This is a genomic window from Stenotrophomonas sp. BIGb0135 (assembly GCF_024810105.1).
In the GTDB taxonomy this organism is placed as follows: Bacteria; Pseudomonadota; Gammaproteobacteria; order Xanthomonadales; family Xanthomonadaceae; genus Stenotrophomonas; species Stenotrophomonas maltophilia_AB.
Genome location: NZ_JANUDX010000003.1, coordinates 23478 through 42330 on the forward strand (window position 1 = coordinate 23478; position 18853 = coordinate 42330).

At 65.4% G+C, this 18853-nt stretch carries 26 protein-coding genes; 1 reads left to right on the plus strand and 25 read right to left on the minus strand.

Annotated features, from left to right (window positions below; all coding sequences use genetic code 11):
* Positions 1–40 precede the first annotated feature (40 nt).
* Entirely contained in the window at positions 41–199 is a 159-nt protein-coding gene (locus M2421_RS07765) for a hypothetical protein (protein ID WP_259205226.1), read from the plus strand.
* Here the strand turns inward: M2421_RS07765 and M2421_RS07770 are convergent.
* From M2421_RS07770 to M2421_RS07890, 25 genes are all read right to left on the minus strand, one after another.
* On the minus strand, positions 196–2235 hold the full coding sequence (locus tag M2421_RS07770) for a hypothetical protein (RefSeq protein WP_259205229.1): 2040 nt from the start codon (positions 2233–2235) through the stop codon (positions 196–198). The genes M2421_RS07765 and M2421_RS07770 overlap by 4 nt on opposite strands.
* A complete protein-coding gene (locus tag M2421_RS07775; protein ID WP_259205232.1) occupies positions 2225–3670 on the minus strand; it encodes a hypothetical protein in 1446 nt (481 codons plus the stop codon). Before M2421_RS07775 ends, M2421_RS07770 begins: the two co-directional genes overlap by 11 nt.
* Positions 3671–3673: 3 nt before the next feature.
* Positions 3674–4405 carry a hypothetical protein gene (locus M2421_RS07780; protein ID WP_259205235.1) on the minus strand — a complete coding sequence of 244 codons (732 nt, stop codon included), beginning with the start codon at positions 4403–4405 and terminating at the stop codon, positions 3674–3676.
* Between the two features lies 1 nt (position 4406).
* Positions 4407–4856, minus strand: coding sequence for a GNAT family N-acetyltransferase (locus M2421_RS07785; RefSeq protein ID WP_259205237.1), 450 nt, complete (start codon positions 4854–4856; stop codon positions 4407–4409).
* Positions 4856–5401 (minus strand): DUF6445 family protein, encoded by a 546-nt coding sequence (locus tag M2421_RS07790; protein ID WP_259205240.1) that lies wholly within the window; start codon positions 5399–5401, stop codon positions 4856–4858. The genes M2421_RS07785 and M2421_RS07790 overlap by 1 nt, the downstream gene beginning before the upstream one ends.
* Entirely contained in the window at positions 5401–5628 is a 228-nt protein-coding gene (locus tag M2421_RS07795; RefSeq protein WP_259205242.1) for a hypothetical protein, read from the minus strand. The genes M2421_RS07790 and M2421_RS07795 overlap by 1 nt, the downstream gene beginning before the upstream one ends.
* A gap of 1 nt (position 5629) precedes the next feature.
* A complete protein-coding gene (locus M2421_RS07800; protein WP_259205255.1) occupies positions 5630–8080 on the minus strand; it encodes a packaged DNA stabilization protein in 2451 nt (816 codons plus the stop codon).
* The gene (locus M2421_RS07805) at positions 8080–8493 is read right to left on the minus strand and encodes a packaged DNA stabilization gp4 family protein (protein WP_259205276.1); all 414 of its coding nucleotides are present in this window, start codon (positions 8491–8493) and stop codon (positions 8080–8082) included. Before M2421_RS07805 ends, M2421_RS07800 begins: the two co-directional genes overlap by 1 nt.
* Positions 8493–8723 (minus strand): hypothetical protein, encoded by a 231-nt coding sequence (locus tag M2421_RS07810; RefSeq protein ID WP_259205278.1) that lies wholly within the window; start codon positions 8721–8723, stop codon positions 8493–8495. The genes M2421_RS07805 and M2421_RS07810 overlap by 1 nt, the downstream gene beginning before the upstream one ends.
* Before the next feature lie 50 nt (positions 8724–8773).
* Positions 8774–9982, minus strand: a complete 1209-nt coding sequence (locus tag M2421_RS07815) for a P22 phage major capsid protein family protein (RefSeq protein ID WP_259205280.1) — start codon at positions 9980–9982, stop codon at positions 8774–8776.
* Positions 9983–10003: 21 nt separating this feature from the next.
* Positions 10004–10867 (minus strand): hypothetical protein, encoded by an 864-nt coding sequence (locus tag M2421_RS07820; protein WP_259205282.1) that lies wholly within the window; start codon positions 10865–10867, stop codon positions 10004–10006.
* A 39-nt stretch (positions 10868–10906) separates the two neighbouring features.
* Complete coding sequence (locus M2421_RS07825) at positions 10907–12928, minus strand: portal protein (protein WP_259205283.1); 2022 nt, start codon at positions 12926–12928, stop codon at positions 10907–10909.
* The gene (locus M2421_RS07830) at positions 12928–14280 is read right to left on the minus strand and encodes a phage terminase large subunit (protein WP_259205285.1); all 1353 of its coding nucleotides are present in this window, start codon (positions 14278–14280) and stop codon (positions 12928–12930) included. Before M2421_RS07830 ends, M2421_RS07825 begins: the two co-directional genes overlap by 1 nt.
* Complete coding sequence (locus M2421_RS07835) at positions 14277–14531, minus strand: hypothetical protein (RefSeq protein ID WP_259205286.1); 255 nt, start codon at positions 14529–14531, stop codon at positions 14277–14279. The genes M2421_RS07830 and M2421_RS07835 overlap by 4 nt, the downstream gene beginning before the upstream one ends.
* Positions 14532–14553: 22 nt before the next feature.
* A complete protein-coding gene (locus M2421_RS07840) occupies positions 14554–14952 on the minus strand; it encodes a hypothetical protein (RefSeq protein ID WP_259205287.1) in 399 nt (132 codons plus the stop codon).
* Complete coding sequence (locus tag M2421_RS07845) at positions 14945–15412, minus strand: endopeptidase (RefSeq protein WP_259205289.1); 468 nt, start codon at positions 15410–15412, stop codon at positions 14945–14947. The genes M2421_RS07840 and M2421_RS07845 overlap by 8 nt, the downstream gene beginning before the upstream one ends.
* A gap of 2 nt (positions 15413–15414) precedes the next feature.
* The gene (locus M2421_RS07850; RefSeq protein WP_259205291.1) at positions 15415–15687 is read right to left on the minus strand and encodes a hypothetical protein; all 273 of its coding nucleotides are present in this window, start codon (positions 15685–15687) and stop codon (positions 15415–15417) included.
* The gene (locus M2421_RS07855; protein WP_259205294.1) at positions 15684–16007 is read right to left on the minus strand and encodes a hypothetical protein; all 324 of its coding nucleotides are present in this window, start codon (positions 16005–16007) and stop codon (positions 15684–15686) included. The genes M2421_RS07850 and M2421_RS07855 overlap by 4 nt, the downstream gene beginning before the upstream one ends.
* Complete coding sequence (locus M2421_RS07860) at positions 16004–16252, minus strand: hypothetical protein (RefSeq protein ID WP_259205296.1); 249 nt, start codon at positions 16250–16252, stop codon at positions 16004–16006. Before M2421_RS07860 ends, M2421_RS07855 begins: the two co-directional genes overlap by 4 nt.
* Positions 16249–16686 carry a lysozyme gene (locus tag M2421_RS07865; protein WP_259205298.1) on the minus strand — a complete coding sequence of 146 codons (438 nt, stop codon included), beginning with the start codon at positions 16684–16686 and terminating at the stop codon, positions 16249–16251. Before M2421_RS07865 ends, M2421_RS07860 begins: the two co-directional genes overlap by 4 nt.
* A gap of 314 nt (positions 16687–17000) precedes the next feature.
* A complete protein-coding gene (locus M2421_RS07870) occupies positions 17001–17699 on the minus strand; it encodes a hypothetical protein (RefSeq protein WP_259205300.1) in 699 nt (232 codons plus the stop codon).
* Positions 17696–17890: a hypothetical protein gene (locus tag M2421_RS07875; RefSeq protein ID WP_259205302.1), complete on the minus strand. Its 195-nt coding sequence runs from the start codon at positions 17888–17890 to the stop codon at positions 17696–17698. Before M2421_RS07875 ends, M2421_RS07870 begins: the two co-directional genes overlap by 4 nt.
* Positions 17887–18102 carry a DUF3310 domain-containing protein gene (locus M2421_RS07880; RefSeq protein ID WP_259205306.1) on the minus strand — a complete coding sequence of 72 codons (216 nt, stop codon included), beginning with the start codon at positions 18100–18102 and terminating at the stop codon, positions 17887–17889. Before M2421_RS07880 ends, M2421_RS07875 begins: the two co-directional genes overlap by 4 nt.
* On the minus strand, positions 18099–18437 hold the full coding sequence (locus M2421_RS07885; RefSeq protein WP_259205311.1) for a RusA family crossover junction endodeoxyribonuclease: 339 nt from the start codon (positions 18435–18437) through the stop codon (positions 18099–18101). The genes M2421_RS07880 and M2421_RS07885 overlap by 4 nt, the downstream gene beginning before the upstream one ends.
* Positions 18434–18736 carry a DUF1364 domain-containing protein gene (locus M2421_RS07890; RefSeq protein WP_259205313.1) on the minus strand — a complete coding sequence of 101 codons (303 nt, stop codon included), beginning with the start codon at positions 18734–18736 and terminating at the stop codon, positions 18434–18436. Before M2421_RS07890 ends, M2421_RS07885 begins: the two co-directional genes overlap by 4 nt.
* Positions 18737–18853: the final 117 nt, after the last annotated feature.

Here is an 18853-nt window from a genome sequence, read left to right on the forward strand (position 1 = left end):
CGGGTGGTAGGATCGGCGGACCCACTGAAGACAGACCGCCATGAGCTGGATGATCGCCCTCGGCCTGAAGGCCATCTTGATGCCCGTGTTCGCCTACCTCTACTGGCTGGTGGCGATCAAGGGAGGGAATACCATCGTTCGCTGGCTGGTCCCGAGCAAAAAGTGGCGCGAGATCCTGACCAAGGACCGCTATTTCTAGTCGCTGGCCGGCTGCGCCGACCGGCCAGAGGCCAAGGCAAGCTGCCCGAGCGTCTTCCTGAGGTTGCTGGCGTCCTGCTTCGGCAGCGCCGCCATTACTCGTTGCGCCTCCTTCGGGTTCGCCATCAGGAACGCCAGGCGCTCGTTCAACCGCTGGTTGGCGGCGCCTTCGAAATGTTCAAACAGCGGCCCAACCCACGGCAGTTTGGATGCCGCGCCGCGCATCGCCGCCCGCTCCCCAACGCTCAGGCGCTCCATGGTCTGGCTCCCCGCCGCGGCCGACCGATTCCGCTGCGCGATCCGCTGCATGTCGTCCTGGATCGCTCGCAGAGAGGCCAGGTCATCGGCGGTGAGGATCTGATCGGCCCGAGCCTTCTTGAAGTCGGTCGCTTTCGCCGCGATGGCGTCAAGGTCGTTGGTCGCCCGAGAAACCCCTGAGGGCGTCAGGATCGGATTTCCCAGCTGATCTTGGGCGGTGCTGGACGATCGATTCAGGATCTCCCGTCCAACCTCCATCCGGTTGATCGGCTTGGACGCCGCTCGGTAAGCGCCAAGGTACTCGGGGAAGCTGGGAGCACGATTTGCCAGCTCGGCGTCGAGGGCATCGCGGATCTGAATCAGCTCGCGGGATGCGGAGCGCGCGTAACTCTTGTCCGCACCAGCCTTGCCAGCCAGTAGATCCCCGATGTACTGGCGAACTTGGTAGAGCGAGCCGACAGACTCATCAGCGCCACGCAGCGCCCGGCTGACATCGTTGATCGCGGATTGGACACTGGGCCGCGCCGCGTTCTGCCCCTGCATCTCGGTCACCATGCCGCGAAGGTTGCGCAGACCCTCCGAGACGGTGGCGCCTTCTGCAGGAACCTCAGGAACTGGCACCCGGCCCCCCAGCCCCATCGATGCCAGGCGCTGGTTCTCGGCAGTCGCTGCGCCCGCCGCACTGATCGCAGACTGCCGCTCTGCCTGCTGTGCAGCACGCAAGCCCTGCTCATACTGGCCGCCCTCTTGTAGGGACTGGGCCAAACGCGTATCCACAACGCTGTCTCGCGCAGCCTCAGCGGCCGCCATGTCCGAGTCGCTGCCGGCGATCCTCTGGAGTTGGGATACCCGTGCCGCGTTGTTCCTCAGGTCGATTGGCTCGAATGCGCCGCGGTCGCGCGCGCGCATGACGTTCTCAAGCGCCATCAGGCCAGAATCGCCACTGGCCTCGCCGAGCGTGCGCTCCACCCCGGGAACGGCAGATCCCTGAATCACCAGTTGGTTGGGGTTCGTGGCCTCGCGTGCGAGAACCTGGGCGGCCTGGCGGTCGGTCGCGGTCATCCCGGTACGCGACAGCAGGTTCCGTGCAGCACCAGCGCCCGCGCTTGCCCCGCGCACCACCCCGGCTCCGGTTCCACCAAGGACACCGCCGACCAATGCGTTCTGCGCACGGTCGCTGCTGCTGGTGGATGGCTGCAGCGATCCCATAATCAGGCCGTTCAGCGCGTTCCCGCGAATGGTGGTGGGCAGCAGTGCCGGCGCCGCCGCCGTTCCGCGCGCGAGGAACCCAGGCCCCAGCAGCTGCGCAATGGTGCCCACGACGTTGCCCGACATGCCGGCGCCGGTATCCATCAGGTCCTGATCCGTGGCCCGTCGCTCTGCTGCCGCCGCCTCAAGCGCTTCCCCCGGGGCCGTATAGGCATCCATCACACCTCGGCGGATGGCGCTGTAGGTCGGACTGCCAATGGCTTGGTCAACGGAATCCGCAGCTCGGTTTATGAAGTCGGGGACCTTCGGAGGCGTCAGCGCCTGCGCGATGCCGTAGCCCGTATCCACCAGCGACTTGCCGAGGCCGGCGCGGAAGCGGTCCACCCCACTCATGGTGTCAGTAGCGCGCGTCCCGCCAACGATGTCGATTTCAAGCGGAGGCTGGCCGCCCTCGCCCTCGTCATCCCACACGATGGTTGCAGGATCGATCTGGCCTGTCGGCATAGAACCAACTGCCGGCTGAGCCGGGGCGGCGTCATCCCATACGATGGTGGACGGATCAATTGCCATATTCGATGGTCCCGTCGCTGTACTGGATCACGGGCCGGCCCTGGGAGGTGCCGCGGCGCACGATGGTGCGGCCTTGACTGTTACCGCCCTGGCCGCCGCCCTGGCCCGCTGCCTTAGCCTGCGCAATTGCCTTCTGGCTCAGTCGCTGCAGTGTCATGCCGGCGGCCCTGCGGATCTCCACCGGCAGGCTTTCGTTGGCCAGGTCGCCGGCAGCGGCCTTGTACTCGGCCACGTCCTTGTCCGACTGCGGACCCTCGAATCGCGGCACCTTCGCCGTCAGGCGCGTGGCCAGGACGCGAAGCGAGGCATTGGCCTTGGCGCCATCGGTTGCACGACCGACGAATGCCGCGCCTGCGTCCCGGATTGCACCCAAGCCGCTGCCGGTAGCGGTGTCTAGCAAGGGCAGCGCCTCCTGCAACACCGCCACGGTCTCCTGAGCATCTCGCAGTCGCGTGGCGCCGGCGGCTGCTCTCTCTCCCTGCTGCTGGACCTCAATCTCCGCCTCTTTTTTAAGCCGAGCTGCGTTGGCTTCTGCCTCGGCGACTCGCTGTGCCGCTGCAAGCTGTGCCTCAATCTTTGCCGATTCCACTGCGGATGCCCGATCCTCATCTCGACGGCCCACCAAAGGCGTGCCGGCCTGGCCGCCGTCACCGGCGAACGCCATCTGTGCAGGCGGCTCCTGTCCCGCAGCCAGCGACTGCCGGATCTGCTGCTGGACCTGCGGAGGGAGGCTCGGGTCGATGTAGGTCTGCTGCCCGTTGATCTGCTGGTAGCCGCCCTGCGCCGCCGGCTGCGGCTGCTGAGGCGCACCCTGGCCGCCAAGGCTGGCGTTGGTGTAGCGCCCCGTGCGCCGGTCGAAGGTGACCTGCGTCGGCGTCCCGTTGACGTCGATCGTCAGCGTCTGCTGGTTGGCGCCGGCGTCGTTTCCGCCCAGGATCTGCGTCGACCCGTCGCGCATGATCGCCACGCGCTGCCCGTTGTTGTCCACGTAGGTGGACTGGACGCCGGACGCGCCGCCGTTGCCGCTGTACGCCTGCACCAGGGACTGCGCGGCCTGGTCGATGATCGGCGCCGTCTGGGCGTTGTACTCGGTCGGCAGATCGGACAGCCCGTATTGGCTCAGGGTCGGAATGAAGCGCTGCCACAACTGCGGCCGGGCCTGCTCGGGTGCCGAGGTCAGCAGCTTGGCCATGTTCACCATCGTGGTGTTGCGCCGCTCGTCGCTGTTGGCGAACGCCTTCTCCTGCTGCTGTGCGGACTGCGCGTCAACGCCTGCCATCTGGCTGAGCAGTCCGTCGCGCTGGTCCGTCGGCGTGCTGTAGGCCTGCGAGGCCAGCTTGTTGAGCTGGTTGCGGTCCTGGATGCCCCGCAGCTGTTGGCCGAGGTTCAAGCCGCCCTGCAGCGAGGCGAGGAAATTCTGCTGATAGTCAGCCATGTCTTAGCCCCAGCTCGACTTGCGAGCGTTGCCGCCCAGGAAATTGTCCATGTTGTTGCCGAAGCCCGTCATGCTGCCCTGGCCGCCGCCACCGCCGCCGAATCCGCTAAACATGCTGGACATGCCGCCGCCGCCACCTGCAGCCCCTGCATAGGTACTGGCCGCCGATGCCAAGGCATTGCCATAACCGGCCTGCGTCATCGGACCTGCAGCCGCGATCTGTGCGTTGGCCTGGCCCTTGATGCCCATGGCGTTGGCGAACTGGTTGCCGTAGCTCTGACCGAGCTGGCCCAGGTACTGCTGGGTGTTGGATCCGAGGTTGGTCAGCCCCATCAGCCGGTTGGTGTAGTTGCCGAGGTTCTGGCTGGCCAGTCCCGAGCTGAAGGCGATGCGGTCGGCATCAGCGCCACCCGAATACAGGCCGCCGCGCGCCGCAGCCCCCCGGTCCAGCCCCTGGATGCCCTGGTCGCGCGCATACAGGTAGTCCGGCGCGTTCTCGAAGCCGGAGTAGTCGCCGCGGTTGACGGCCTCCAGTTGGCTGAGCGCATTGGTGCCGGCGTCGGCGTAGGGCTGCGCGCCCTCCACCGCGTTGTTGTAGAGCGCCTGCTGCTGGTCCAGGGTCTGCTGCGCGGCGCTGGCTTGTGCCCGGCCTGCTTTCTTGGCGGCGGCACCCTGGCGGTTGGCCGAGTAGGCCATGCCGGCGCCGACGACTACTGCTGCGGTGATTGCGGCCATGTCAGATGTCCTTGGTGTAGCTGACTTCGGAGCGGGAATAGCCCAGGCGCTCGTACAGCGCAGCGGCCTGCGGCGGGCTGTTGGGCATGTGCACCATCTGGATGCGGTCGGCACCGGCATCGCGCAGCGGCTGCTCGATCGCCTGCAGGAGCGAGGCCGCCACATGCGAGCCGCGCGCCTTGGGGTCAACCCACCACACAACCTCGACGCCGAAGGTGGCGTGCCGGTTGAACAGGAACGGGGCCAGGAAGATTCCAACCATGCCGAGCAGCTCGCCCTCGTGCTCTGCGACCAGGAACACGTGGTTCTCGATCAGGTTCGAGGCCAGGTCGGCAACCGTCTCCTCGTCCATATCGCACCACTGGGCGTAATGCGTGGTCGGGTAGAAAGCTGCGGACATGCGGACGATCTCCGGCACGTCGGCCAGAGTTGCTTTGCGAATGGTGGTCATCAGCCCCTCGGGGTAAAGAAGGCCACCGCGATGAGGCGGCCGGATTCGTGGTCAGTGCCGAAGGCCTCGAACGGCCAGCGGCTGTGGAACAGCGCCGATTCGTAGATCAGCAGCCGGCCCAGCTTCATTTCGGCCAGGCCAACCTGGTCCCACTTGCTGGCGTCGTCCCAGTCGTGGCGGACCTGTTCGAACAGCTCCATGTCGCCCTGTTCGATGCGGCTGGCACCGGTGGCCTTGTGCTGCCAGAAGGCAGTGCCGCCCTCGCCCTCGCTCAGGTAGAGCACCGCGGCGTGCGTGCCCCACCCCATGTCCGAATGGATCGAGGCATTGGGCAGTTCCTGGTTGAAATTGAGCCGGTAGCCCATGCCAAGCATCTCGACCGGGCCGCACTCGGCCTCAATCGCCTCCTGCAGGCCAGGCACCGGCGTCAGGCAGACGCGCTTGTAGACCTCGCCGTCGTAGCCCTTCCAGTCCACGTATGGCGCGCACAGCGCTGCCGCCCGGAGGCCTTGAGCGTCCGGGATCGCATCATCTACAACGATCATCAATCCTCCAGAGGTTCCGCCGTAACCACAGCCCCGAGCAGGTCGCGCTTGCGCGGGGACGACACCTTGATGTCAAACACCCACTGGCGACCGACCCCCATGCGCATCAGCTTTACCCGCTGCTGGTACTGGCCGATCTGGCCAATGGAGCGGCGCTTCCAGTTGCTCCAGTTGCGGCCGCCGTCCTTGCTGTAGCGCACTTCCACGAAGTGGTCGGTGTCGGCCATGTCACAGCGTCCAGGCGATCGCGCCGATGGAACCAGCGCTGGTGAAAGAGGGCTGCACATTGGCCAGTTGCACCGTCGTGCCAGATACCTTGAAGAGCATCACCGGGGGCGCGGCGGGCGTGGCATTGCCGATCCTGACCACCGCCATGTAGTCGCCTGACATCGCCGAATCACTCGGACTGAAGCCAGTGGCCGGAATCAGGCTCGGGTACACGACCGCCGTGCCCAGGACTCCCTCATTCACCGGATAGGCGGCGATGCGGCGGTCTGTCGGTGAGCCCAAGGTGTAGACGAACTTGCCGTCAGCGCTGAAATGCGCGCCGCGCCCAGACAGCAGCGTGCCCGTGGAGACGACCAGCGCGCTGGCACCGGTGGTGGAGCGCACCTTCAGCGTGTTGTTGCTCCACTCGGCGAGGAACCGACCGTCCGGCGACCAGCCGAAACCCGTAGGCGACTGCGCGTTCGGCGTGCCGCCGCCGTAGATGAACGCCCCAAGCACTGAGGTCGTCTTGTTGAACTCGTAGATCCGGCAGCCGAGATTCGGAGCGGTGGCAGTCTGCGACACCACGATGCGAGAGCCGTTGGGGCTGAAGGTCACCGACTCGCAGAAGGTGCCCAGCACCGCCGTCGACTTCTCGTTCCAGACCCCAGCCTCCAGCTTGAGCACCCGGAGGGTCCCCGCGGCGGCGCCAGTGCCAGTGACCAGCGCCAGGTGCAGCCCGTCCGGGCTGAAGTGGCTGCAGCGCACCGACTGCGCGGGGACGAAGCTGATGCTGGCCGATTCCGCGAACGTGCCGGTATCGGGGTTGTATTTGCACAGGACGCCGAAGGGCGTTGCGGTGAGGCCCACGTATGCGTAGCCGGCGTTAGGCGACACAGAGAACGCGGCCTCGATGCTGGGCACCCTGTTGGTGATTGGCGCCAAGGGCACCAGCGATTCGTAGCTCCCGGCATACAGCATCTCCGGGATTGCCAGCGCCAGCACACCCGAGCGCGACAGGATGCTGTACCTGCCCTCGGTCCAGTTGAGGTTTGCGTCGTACACCCGCACGGTGAAGTTCGACGTGCCGACAGCAGTGGGAGTGCCGGTGATCGCGCCAGCTGAGCTGAGGGCAAGGCCTGCAGGCAGCGAGCCCTCGGTGATCGAGAAGGCGTAGGGTGCCGTTCCACCGACCGCGCCGAAGCTGAAGGCGGGATAGGCCAAGCCGACCAGCGCGGCCGGCGGGGTGCCGGTCAGCGACACAGAAGTCGGGAACGGGGTAGCCACGGTGGCCGGACCTTGGCCGGGATCGAAGATCAGCTCGGCGAACGGGATACCGACCTGGCTCTGGTTATCCGCCAGCACCGGCGACACGCGTCGGGAGATGAACTCGTCGTCGCCCTCCAGCAGGTAGTCCCAGTCGATCTCCCACAGGCGGCCGCTCTGGAAATCACCGCCGTACCAGGTACGCCCCCACTTGACCATATGCGACAGCCGCCACCGGTCAAGCCCGAAGGACTCCCGGCGCGTCCAGAGGCGCGAGACCACGTCATAGCCCCACGTGTGCCCATCCGGGAAGGTCAGGTAGTAGACCTTGAATCCCTGGTCCTCCCAGGTGAAGGCGAAGGCTTCGGACCAGTTCTTCCCGACGAACGAGCGCGCCATCGGCCCGGTCGAGATCGGCGTGGCCGAGTAGCCATCCATCCGATACACGATTCCGTCGTCACCCAGCCAAAACAGGGTGTTGTCCAGCTTGGCGATGCTGTGCCGGGACGCGCAACCGCGGGTGATGGTCTGCCGGCGGTTCTGGAACGTCCCGGTGTTGGCTCCGGAGTTGTAGAAGAACTCGATCGTGGTCTGGTTGAACACCACGACCTCGAACTGGCTCACGGCCAGGCCGACGATACGGTCCGGCGAAGCCTCGGACTCGTAGCGGTCAAGCGTGTTGTAGTCGGTCGCATCGGACAGGTTCGAATGGAACCAGAACCGGCCCTGCGGCTCGACGCCCAGCAGGTAGGAGTCCAGGTAGTCGGACGAAATCGACCCCGGGTAGCCCTCGTCGGTGATCTTGGCGAAGGTGCCGGCGCTGGTGTCGTAGACGTACCCCCCGCCCCCCTGCCCGTTCTCCACCAGCAACTGGTTGCCGGTCTTGAACTGGTTGTGCGTCATGGTCACCCGGCCAACGCCGGGGATCGTGCCCAGCGGGCTGATCGAGCCGTTCGGGTTGATGCGGCAAAGCGTCTGCCCGGACACCACGAACCGAGCGCCCTCGCAGTCGTGCATGCCCCGGATCGGTCCGGAACCCACCTGCTTGTATGGCTTCAGGCCAGGCGGGGTCTTGAGGTACTTCGGCGTGCGCGTGCCCGCAATCTCGGCCATCACCGGCAGGTAGTTCACGGTGTCCTGGCACGACCACGGCAGGGTGTCGTCGGCGTAGTAGCCGCCGATGAGGTCAACGGGGGTGGCGCTCATCAGCGGTAGAACCCCTCATACCAGGCGCCCCACGGCTGGCCCTGACCGGCTGGGAGATCCGGGTAGGTGACGCGCGAGTAGTCAGCAGAAGCCACCTGCGCAGCCATCGCCGCCATCCCCTCACGTGCACCTTGGATCACGTCAGGGTCCAGCGGCTTCCCGTAATTCGGACGAAGCCGCGTGGCGAGCAGGTAGGCAATACCCTGCTCGTTCTCAAAGGGGCAAGGCATCTCGTCATCAGGCGATGAAACGTTGGACCAACCGATGCTGATGCCCTCGGCTTCCATCGAGGTCATCATCAGGTTGAGAGCCCGTATCGCGTCCTGGCTATCCTCCGCCTCCGGGGCCTCTCCAGCGTCCAGCACGCGCAGCAGCAGCAGGGAATCGCGGATGACCTCGCCGACCTTGCTCATTACGGTGCCTTCGGCTTCGGGCCGGGCTTGCCCTTCGGCTTCGGGCCATCAGCAGCACTCGCGCCCTCATCGGGCTCCGCCGCGGCCGCCCGCGCCGGAACCTTCTTGGGCTGGCGATCATGCGCCAAGAAGCCGTCCTTCTCAGCGGTGGCTTCCTCGTCCTCGTCCTGCACGATTCGGTACTCGCCGGCCAGATCGCCGCCGAGATAGATCATCTTGGGGTAGTCCATAGGACCTCCGAAAAAGAGGGGCCGGCCAATCCGGCCGGCCCCGTTGGGCGTTACTGAGTGACGCGGACCGCGTGGTCCGCACGGATGGCTGCCGGCAGTGCGAACAGCACGTCGATACGGGTGTTCTCCATATCGTTCTTGCCGTCGCCGAAGGTCATCACACGGACGCTGATGCCCTTGGTGGTCGCGGTGTAGCCCTCGCAGGACGCCAGCACCGGAAGCGGGGCGAATGCCGAGGCGAAAGCGTTCTTGTGGAACACCAGGTTCTGCAGCGCGCTCGAGGACGCGGTGCCGAAGATGGTGATCGCAGCTGCCGCCGCGGGCGAGGCGTTCACGGTGCCGATCACAGTGGAGCTCGTCGGGGTGATCGCCGGGAAGATCGACACGTTGCCCGCGCCACCGGCGTAGTCGGCCGTCACCACGAACTGGCGCAGCTTGCCGGTGCTGACGCCGGTGATCGGGTGGACCGAGAACACCCCGGCGATGGTGAAGGTCGAACCTCGGGTGATCGCGCCGGTGCCGGTGACCACGGCCAGCGTGTTGCCCGTCTGGCCCGCCCCGCCGACCGCATAGCCGGTGCCCGCGCCGTTGGTGTGGACCGGCAGCGAGAGCTGCTCGAAGAAGTCCAGGTTGGCGAAGCGGCCGACCGCGTTGTCGCTGAACTCGCCGCGGATCTCCTTACCGTCATGGAACAGCGCGGAGTTGGCCTCGGCCAGCGCATCGCTCGCATCCAGCGAGAAGTGCGAATAGCGCATGTCGTTCGGGGCCAGGAAGCGCGACAGCGAGGAGTCCGCGGAGCGCCAGGTGGTGCGGGTGTTGGGGACGGTGCCCCAGGTGCCGACCACGTTGGGGGTCTTGCGGTACATCTCGGCCAGCAGGATGGAGTTCACCTTGCTGGACAGCGAGTTCATGGCCGGGCGCAGGAAGCGCTCCTTGAAGTCGCTGAGCTCGAGCTTCTTCTCCTTGGCCGTAAAGGTCAGGGCGACGTGCTCCTGCTGGTCCACGGTCAGGTTGACGGAGGTCTCATTGGTGGACGGCGCATTGCCGCCGCCGGCGAAGACGGAGCCGCTGAAGGTGACCGGCACCGGCGGGACCATGACGCGCACGGTATCGCCCTTCTTGTAGCCATTGACCTCTTCGCCGAACTCGCGCTCGCGGGAGGTGTTGATGTTCGGGACGACGGTGTTTTCCTCCACCAGCATCGCCGCTGCTTCGCGGGCGATCATCTGGTGGGTCAGTGCCTGGTTGATGTTTGCCATTTCGGTGTCCTTGAGGATGGATTAGCGCTTGCGCCGGGCTTCCTGCCGCTTGGCGAACCACTGGTCATCGGTGAGCTTCTCCGGCGGGGTTTCCGACGGCGAGCGGCCGCTGACGCGCGGGGCCGGGGCGGGAGCCTGCGACACGGGTTTGTTGGTCTGCGGAGCAAGTGCCGGCGGAGCGGTCAGCTCCTGGGCCGGCGGCGCTGCTTCCAAGCGCGATGCATAGCGGGCAACTGCCGCTTCCATCAGTTCCGGCCGGACACTTGCCAGCTGGAACAGCTCGTCCTCGTTCAAGGCGAGCTGGTAGGCGATCTTCGGCCCCTTTTCGTGGGACATGATCGCCTTCTGCAGCTCAGGGACCAGGTACTGCGCCGGGATGGACCCAACGACCTCTTCGAAGTCGGGGTTCTCCGCGGCAAATGCCTGCACACGTGCTCCGTACGCCTGCACCTTCTCCTGTTCCGACCGCGCTGCAGTCTCGGTTTTCTGCTGCTCATCCCACTGCTTTCGGGCCTGCTCGACCTCGTAGCGGGCCGTCTGCCGGGCCAGCTCCTCGGGATCGAAGCCTGCGCTCTCCATGGTGGGCGGCTTGGGGTCGTGCTTGGGGAAACGGGCCTCCAATGCCTCCAGGCGCTTGCTCGTCTCCTGAGCAGCCTGCCGCGCGGCAGCGGCCTCGTTCTTCAGCCGGTCGATGTACTGGCTGGTGCGGTTTTTGCGCTTCTCCTCGTCAGCCTTGGCCTTCTGCTGCTCGGCGTCCTTCGCCTTGTCGGCTTCCTGCCGCTGCAGATCATCCTGGCTGGCCGCCTCCGCATCGTTGCGGGGCTGCTGGGTGGTGGGCAGCACTTCGCCGCCGCCCTGATCCAGGGCGTTGTTCTCGTCGCTCATAGCATCCTCACGGGGTTCGGCCAGACCGGGCCGATGCGGTCAGGCGGGATAGCCGCCTGTTTGTTCGGGCACAAAAAAGCCGCCCTGAGGCGGCTGGGTGATCGGCATTGCCGGTGGCTGTGACGGTGGCTGCGGAGGTCCGCCGAGAAGCGCCAAGCCGGCTGCGTTCTCGATCGCCTGCCCGACTGCCTGCTCTCCATAGAGCTGGGCCTGTGCATCGGACCTCTTTGCATCTGCCTCGGCCTTCTGGGCGTCGGCCATGGCCTTGGGATCGGGCTGCTGGGGCGGTGGCGGCTCCTCGCCATCCTTCGGCTGCAGCAAGCCCTCCCCGACCAGGATCTTGCGGAATGCCGCGTCCACTTCCTCGCTGCCAGGCAGGTCCATGTTGTTGATTGCCGTGTATGCCATCAGCGAGGCGATCGGCGGCGGCAAGCCCGGGCCCATCTGGCCGAGCATGGTGGTGAAGGCGTCGACCGCCTCCATCCTCTGCGTGGCGAAGTTGGGGCCAACGGTAATAGCCACGTCGTACTTTCCCTTGCCGATGTCGTTCAGGACGATCTTCTGGCCTGTGGCCGGGTCGATCACCTCTTGGTACAGCCGCTTCCACTTCTCGCCGCCATCGGGGCCAAGCACGCGAACCACGCGCGGGGTGTCGTACACGCGCGGGATCATGTCCACCAGCACCCGGTAGGTGTGCCGGATGCCATAGGCCAGATTGTCGATGTAGTTGAAGGTCGCCGTGGCGCCCTGCTGCTGCCTGGCCAGGATGCCCTTACCGCTCGTCTCGTTGCCCTGAGCGCCGAGGCTCGCGTTGTGGATGCCCGTGTTGGCCTTGATGTCCTCATTGTCGAGCGCGCCAAGCTGCAGCAGCGCCGCAGGGATCTCTGCCTGGCCGGCGCGCGTCGGGATCTCTGTTGCCTCGTCGTTGATCGGCAGGTAGGGGTAATCCTCGGAGTTGGCGTTGCGCCAGAACCGCTCCAGCCCCTTGATCGACCTCAGCTTGACGATGAACGGGGCCTTCGGAGCCTTGGCCACCGCCTCGATCGCCGCGGTGCGGTGCACGTTGTGCAGGCGCTGCTGGTCCTTATTTGGCCGGACCATGCCGAACCAGTAGTCCTCGCCGTCGATGCTGGTGATGTTCCCCCAGATCGGGATCAGCGGGATGAACTTGGACGGGAAGTCATACTCCTCGCCGAGCCACTCGTGCCCGTTGGTGAAGCGCATCTTCACGTCGTGCGTGTCGATCTCGCGCCGACGGATGATCTGCACGCCCTCCCCGGCCAGGATCGCCTCGAGAGCGTCCGGCGACTGGTCCATGCCCTGCCGCTTCGCTTCCTTGCCCAAGTCCTCGACCGACACCGTGGCGCCATTGGAAAGCTGCCAGATCTCCGCCTTCCGCGGCTTCTTCCACCAGTAGGCTGCGATCCGAACCTGGCCCTTGTCGCGCCAGCTCGTGCATCTGTTGTCGTCTTCCCAGTCCGTCAGGCTGGCGTCAGGCCAGCGGCGCTCATGCTCTTCCTTCGAGATGAGTTCTTCTTCGAAGGCGTACTCTGCGTCTGACCGATCCAGCTCAACCGAAGGCCCCCACTTGATGGCAAACGGGTTGCGCACCGGCTTGATGAAGATGTCCTGGTCGAAATCGTCCTGGTTGGCGTACTCGGTGCAGATCCGCCACACGCCGAAGCCGCCCTTGACCGCGAAGTCATAGGCGATGTCATAGGCCTGGTCGGCGTTGCTGACCGCCTCGATGTTTCGGCAGATGCCCTGCATCAGCTCGGCCAGGCCCTTGTCGCCCTCCTCGGTGCCGCGAACCTTGCCCTGCGGCCGGTTCTGGCGCATCTCGTTGATGACCTGGCGGACGTGTGCGGCCAGCTTGGGGAACTCGTAGGTCGGGCGATCGCCGCGGCGCGCCTTCAGCTTTTGATCCCACTGAGCGCCCGGAACGGTCACGAACTTCACGTCGTCACTGGCCTGGTCGTACAGCTCGCGGCAGGCTTCGGACGCAAGATCCCTGCGCTTCAGCATCTCAGCCAGCGCATCGTCCCGCTTCTTGTCAGCCATCAGTAGTCCGTCGTGTAGTTGTCCAGGGCCGACATGTCCGGCTCACTGTGGTCGGTGCTCAGGTAGTCCACGGCCATCATCCCGAACGAATCAGCGCCATGGCTGGCCCAATCGTGGTTGGGGCCGAAGCCGATGTTTCTCTTCTCGTCGCGCTTCTCGTGATACCAGCCCAGCGCATCGCGGCCCGCTTCGGTCGCGTCAAGCGCCTCGGCGTCCTCGCCCTTGCGTGCGTCCTTGACCGGCGTGTTGTTGAACCAGACGCTGGGGAACAGCCGGCGCGCGGCCTCCACACGGGTCATCGCCGCGCCTTGTCCCATGTTGGGAATCACCTTCACCTCGAAGCCAGCCTTGCGCAGCTCGCTCTCGTAGCTGACCGAGAACACCTTGTCGTGCGCTGCGCCGTCGTGTGGCAGCACACACATGGCGCTGCTGAAACCATTCCGGCGCAGGAAGTCCACATGAGTGGCCAACGGCTGCCCGACCGCCTCGTAATAGCGCAGCACGCGCACCTCGCGCCCAATGAACTGGACGATCCAGATTGCGCATGCGTCAGCCTTGGCGCCGGTGCCGCCGATGTCCCAGTACGCCCTCAGGGTCATCAGGGGGTCGGCTGCAACCCGGCTGATACGCCCCTGTTCCTTGGCTGCAGCCAGGTCCTTCGCGAAGTAGGCGCCTGCCACCGCAATCAGGTAAGCACCGTCCCAGATGTGGGCGTATTGGTCAGGCTTCTCATCGAGATCCCGAAGGCGCTTGCGCTTCAGAACCTCGGGGAACTTGAGGTTGTCGTTCCAGTTGATCTCCACGACCTTGACGAGCGGATCTGTCGAGCGCCGGAACCTCTCAACCGCGGCTGACTTGCGCGCAGGGTTCCAGGTCACCCAGAGCTCGGCGTTCCATTCAGCACCCTCCTCTCGAAGGGTAGGCCCCAGAGTGTCGAATGCGGTATCGGTGACCGGCTCGGCTTCATCGACCCAGCACAGGAGAATGCGGCCCTTCGACTTGACAGACCCGATGTTCCGATCCAGGCCGGCGAAGGAGAACCACACCCTGCCATCGTGGCTCTTGATGAACTTCTCGCCGACGTTCCAGTACCTGGACAACAGCGGATCGCCTTCGATTCCTCGCTTGATCTCCTCCAGCGAGGAGTCATCCAGTGAGTTCATGAACTGGCGAGCGCAGAGGATCTGCCCTCGAATGCCGGCCTGCCCGAACCTCATGCCCCAAACCGCCGCCATCGTGGCGAACGATCGGGTCTTGCCAGAGCCGCGACCGCCGTATGCGCCGCGCACGTCCGCACGGCCCTGAAACACCGGGATGAGCTTCGGTGGAAGCTCGATCCGCATCTCAGTCATTTCATCGGCACAAGCTTGAACGAGGTGACCGTCTCAAGCGGCCCGCCACCTTCGCCAGTCACCTGCAAAGGCAGCACTCGGCCCAGCAGACTCATAAATGCCTTGGGCTCCGAAACTGCCTGCGCAGCCAGGTAGTCAACGCCCCCGTTGCGCTCCAGCGCCTCGAGGATCATCTCCCGGAGCTGCTTGTTGTTCTTGTCGATGGCGCCCTTCGGCCGGCCGGCGCCTTCACGCTTGCCTCCGCGTGCCATATATGAATCCTATGATTGTTATTCAGGTTGCCGGGGTGGCGACCATCTGCGTGGGCCCATTCGCCCAGATGTCCGTGGACATGTAGCGTGCGGGCAGTATCTGGATCACGTGGTGCGCCACGAACTTCTCACCGTTGCTCAGCTCTGCGGTCAGTCGGATGCAGCAGAAGCCGTCGACCTGGGCAGTGAGCATCACTTGGCAAGACCGGCCGCCGGCCAGAACCTGCGGGGTGCTCATGGCCGCGGTGAAGGTGTCGAGCGTGTCCCATACCGCGCGGGCGATGGTCACACCGACTGGCAGAGCGCCATTGAAGTCGCTCACCAGTGCGCGGCGCTCCGGGGCGTACAGCCTGGCTTGGAACACACGGTCCCGGTTGTAGCCCGAGACGATGTTCCGGGTGGCGCGCCCCATGTCACTCACGGTCAGCTCTCACTTGAGCCTGGAGTCCGCGGACTTGGGCGTCACACTGGGCGGCGGCGCGAACAATTCGGCCCGCACTGTCGCTTCGGTCGTTGGCTCCAGCATCAGGCTGGGCGATACCGGCGCCAAGATCGGACATTCGGGCGGCCTCGCAACCTTGCCAACGCTGCTGCAACTGGAGATTGCCATTGCGCAGCCCAGCGGCCACAGCAGACCCTTTGCGCTCCGCATCTTGCCTCTCCTGTTCGAATTGGGTGGCGACCTGCTCGGCCCGCGCCACCCTCTGGCGCTCAATGGCCGTGATGGCCTTGGCGTTGTCTCGTTCGATCTCGGCCGATTTCTTGGCCGTGACCGCGTTGTCCCGCTCTCTCTTGGCGCTGGCCACCGAGCCACGCTGCCAGATGGCGAGCAGGCTCAGGGCAAGAACGACCGCGATGAGGGCGCGGGACAGGATGCTCACTGTCAGCCCTTCCGCTGGCTCACGAACTTGGCGACCAGGCCGGCCCCTGCGAACACCCGGATGAACGTGGTGATCGCGCCGGGCATTGCCTCATCGGCGAGCATGCCCAGCGCAGCGGCGGCGGCGTACAGGCCGTCCGGGCTGGCCAGCAGCAAGCCCCACAGCCAGGTGGTCCAGTGCTTCAGGGTGTCCTTGACCGGTACCAGGCCCTGCGGAAGAAGGCTGACCTTCTTGGGCCGTGTCGGCGGGGTGATGATGGGGGTCGGGCTGCTCATTTGGGTTCGCGCTCCTTCTGGCGCTGAAGCTCTTTGTCGATCTCTTCGGCGAAGCGCGGGGCCAGCATGTACACCGCCTTCTGGTAGGCCTCTGCCTGCCGGGATGCGGAATCCACCGCAGTGGCCACATGGGAGATCCAGACCGCGCCGGCGATGACGCCTGCCATGGACAACCCAATGGCGATCCCGTTCCAGATGGAACCGGCGCCCTCGATCCGCAGCGTGTTGTTGTTGCTGCTGGCCGGCGGGCGGAGCATCGCGCTCAGGTCTGTGATGCTGGCTTCCAGCCTATCCAGCGGATCCGTGAGGCGGTCGGTCACCGGCCAGAGCCTCGAATCTCGCCCTTGATCTCGGCCACGGCCTTGAGCAGCTCGGTGCAGGTCTGGCTGATGGTGGCCATGGTCTGCTCGATGCGGGTGATCTCGGGCTTCTTCACGAACTCGTCCGAGACCAGGACTCGGAGGTCCGTGATCCGCTTCGACAGGCTCACGATGTAGCCCAGAGCGAAGATCACCAGGGGCATGAGCACCCCGACAGCCACGTTCACCACGATCTGCCAGTTCATGAGCGGAACACCCCCTGCTCGTCCAGCCGGCGGTTGGTCAGGCCCTTCATGACCTTGCCCGCCGCTCGGTTCCAGCGCGGGAACTCCGCTGCTGCCCCGGCCACATCGCCCGCATTGAACTTGCGCAGCAAGGTGGAATTGGCGAACGCCTTGACGCCGATGTTGTAGGCCAAGCTGGTCATGGCACCGAGCTGGGCGTCAGTCGCGGGCTTCTTCAGCACCGACCGGACACCTTTCAGGAAACGGTCCACATCCAGCGCCAGGCGATCATCCGCCTGCGCCTGCGTCCAGGTGACACCATTCTTGATGCCGGGCCCGGTGGCGCCGTAACCGATGGTCCAAGGGTGACCCCCGGATCCAGGGTCGGGATAGGCGGCCAGCCTGCAGCCTTCCCACTTCTTGATGAGTGAGACGGCGTAGGCAAGGGCTGACACGGCTTTTCTCCAGGCAATAAAAAAGCCCCGGCTTTCGCAGGGGCTACTTTGGTCGCGCGTAGGATGACACCTAAAACAAGGTCAGGTCACGACCTCGCCGACAGGTAAAGGGAGGGGCTGCCAACCAACCGGCTGCCATCCGCTGTGCAGAGTTGTCCAACCAGCCCAGCCCACAGTGATAAGCCAGACTTTAACGCCGTCTCTGAAAGAGGGTGCTGCTACGAAGACCTTCTCCTCCCTCTCAAGTTCCTTAGCCCTCACCCGCAGAAGAATTACGCCGTCATTCGGCGCAGAGCCCATTGACTCCCATTGGTTCATGCAGCCTCCCGCTTCACAGCATCAGCCATATGATGCGCCGCTTCTGCCTCCGCGTCACGGATCCGCTCGAACAGCCACTGGTAGCAAGGTTTCCAGTCTCGCCGGAAGTTGGAGGGGTCCTTGCCCAGCTTCTTTGCCCTCCACCCGTCGCTGTTCTTCGTGTGGCCGGTCCCGTCGCAATCCGCACAGGCCCTGACCAACTCGCCGGCCAGGACGTTGCCACGGCCTCGGCAGGCACCGCAGTTCCTTGGGCAGGCGATCTCCTCCACGATGGTTCGCAGCAGGCTGGGAAGCACCTCAGGCAGACTATCGGGCCACTGGTCCTCACGCGCCTTGTCGAGGGCCACTTGCGCCCGATACACCTCGGCCCGCTGCTCAGCCGTCTCAGCCCGCTGCCATTGCCGCAGCGCCACGGCCAGGCCGTACGTGACCTTGGCGTCGATGGCGCGGTTGATGCGCTTCCGCCACTCGGTCAGCGCCAGATGGTTGAACAGGGCATCCAACCGGCGCCGGCTCAGCGCGGCCCCGTCCGGCCAATGGCAAGCGATGAAGACCTCCCTCCCAAGCCCTGCCGGGATAAAGGCAAGAGCTGCGGCTATGTCCTGATTGGTCAGCTCAGGGATGCCACCCCGGCCAGTATCGAACTTGACCGTCTGTTCGTTCAGACGGCCCAGCATCTCGCGAACGTCGGTCATTTCGACTTCCTCCGTTGGATTTCACGTTTCATCATCTGGGCCTCGGCCTTGAAGGCGCGGGCCTCGTGCAACACCTCGCGCACGTCGTAGCCCTGCCGGTGGAGGCTGAACACCTCATCGGCCAGGGCGCGATCGATGCGGGCGACGATTTCCAGCTCAGGGGTGGTGTACTGGGGGAAGGCCGGTGTCATTTCCCGTACCTCAGCTCCAGCAGTAACTGCAGCTCGTGGATCGCCTTCTCAATGTCCTGTCTGCCTTTCCCGGTATCCCGGTTATGGCGGGTCAGCCGCTTGACCACGCATCCCTCCAAAAACCCGAGTTGGTTGGCCTCGATGTACTGAACCGGCTGAACTCCGCCTTCGCGGTAGTGGTTTCCGCCAATCTGTGTTTTGAGCGCGCTCATGCCCCCTCCACGGTTATTTCCAGGCGCGGGTTGGCCCGGTCCAGCCCGGCGCGGCGGATGGACAGCTCCACGATCTGGCTGTCGTCCTCGTAGACGCCCGCGTGGGCCAGCGCATCCAGCGGAGCCTTCAGGAGGTTGTCCACGTCGCGGCGGCGGTTGTCCGGCACCCACGCCTCGATGCGGACGGCGACCTTGGCCTGGCCATACCGCTGGGCAGAGACCGCCGCGGCGACGGCCCGGACGCGGTAGTCCCGACCGTGGGCCGAAATCAGCATCCGGCCCCGGAAGGTTCGCCAGTAGGTGTTGACCGACGGCGGCCACGGCAGGACGATCATGCCGCCACCCTGACCAGGCCAAGCTGGAATAGCTGCAGGATGGTCCGCTCATGGGCGCGCTGCCAGATGTCGGCCTTCTCCTCGCGGGTGAAGCGCTTCCCCTGGTCGAGCTCTCGGTGACAGCACCGGCACCCCGACGCGAAGAACACATCATGGGCCTTGATGCTGCCACCCTTGCCGTGGCGGGACTGGTTGCTGTGGCAGGGCTCGCCCGGGCCGCCCTCGCACACCCCGTCGATCTGCAGGGTGCAGTTGAGCTGGTAGGCCAGGTCCAACAGGCTGCGGTCACGGTAGTTCATGCGCTACCCCTCGGAGTCCTGCAGTAGCTGCAAACCTCCACGCCTTGCATGCGAGCGTAGCTGTGCGATCCGCAAGCCGGGCAGCGGGAAGCAACATTCGGCTGAATGAGAATCGCA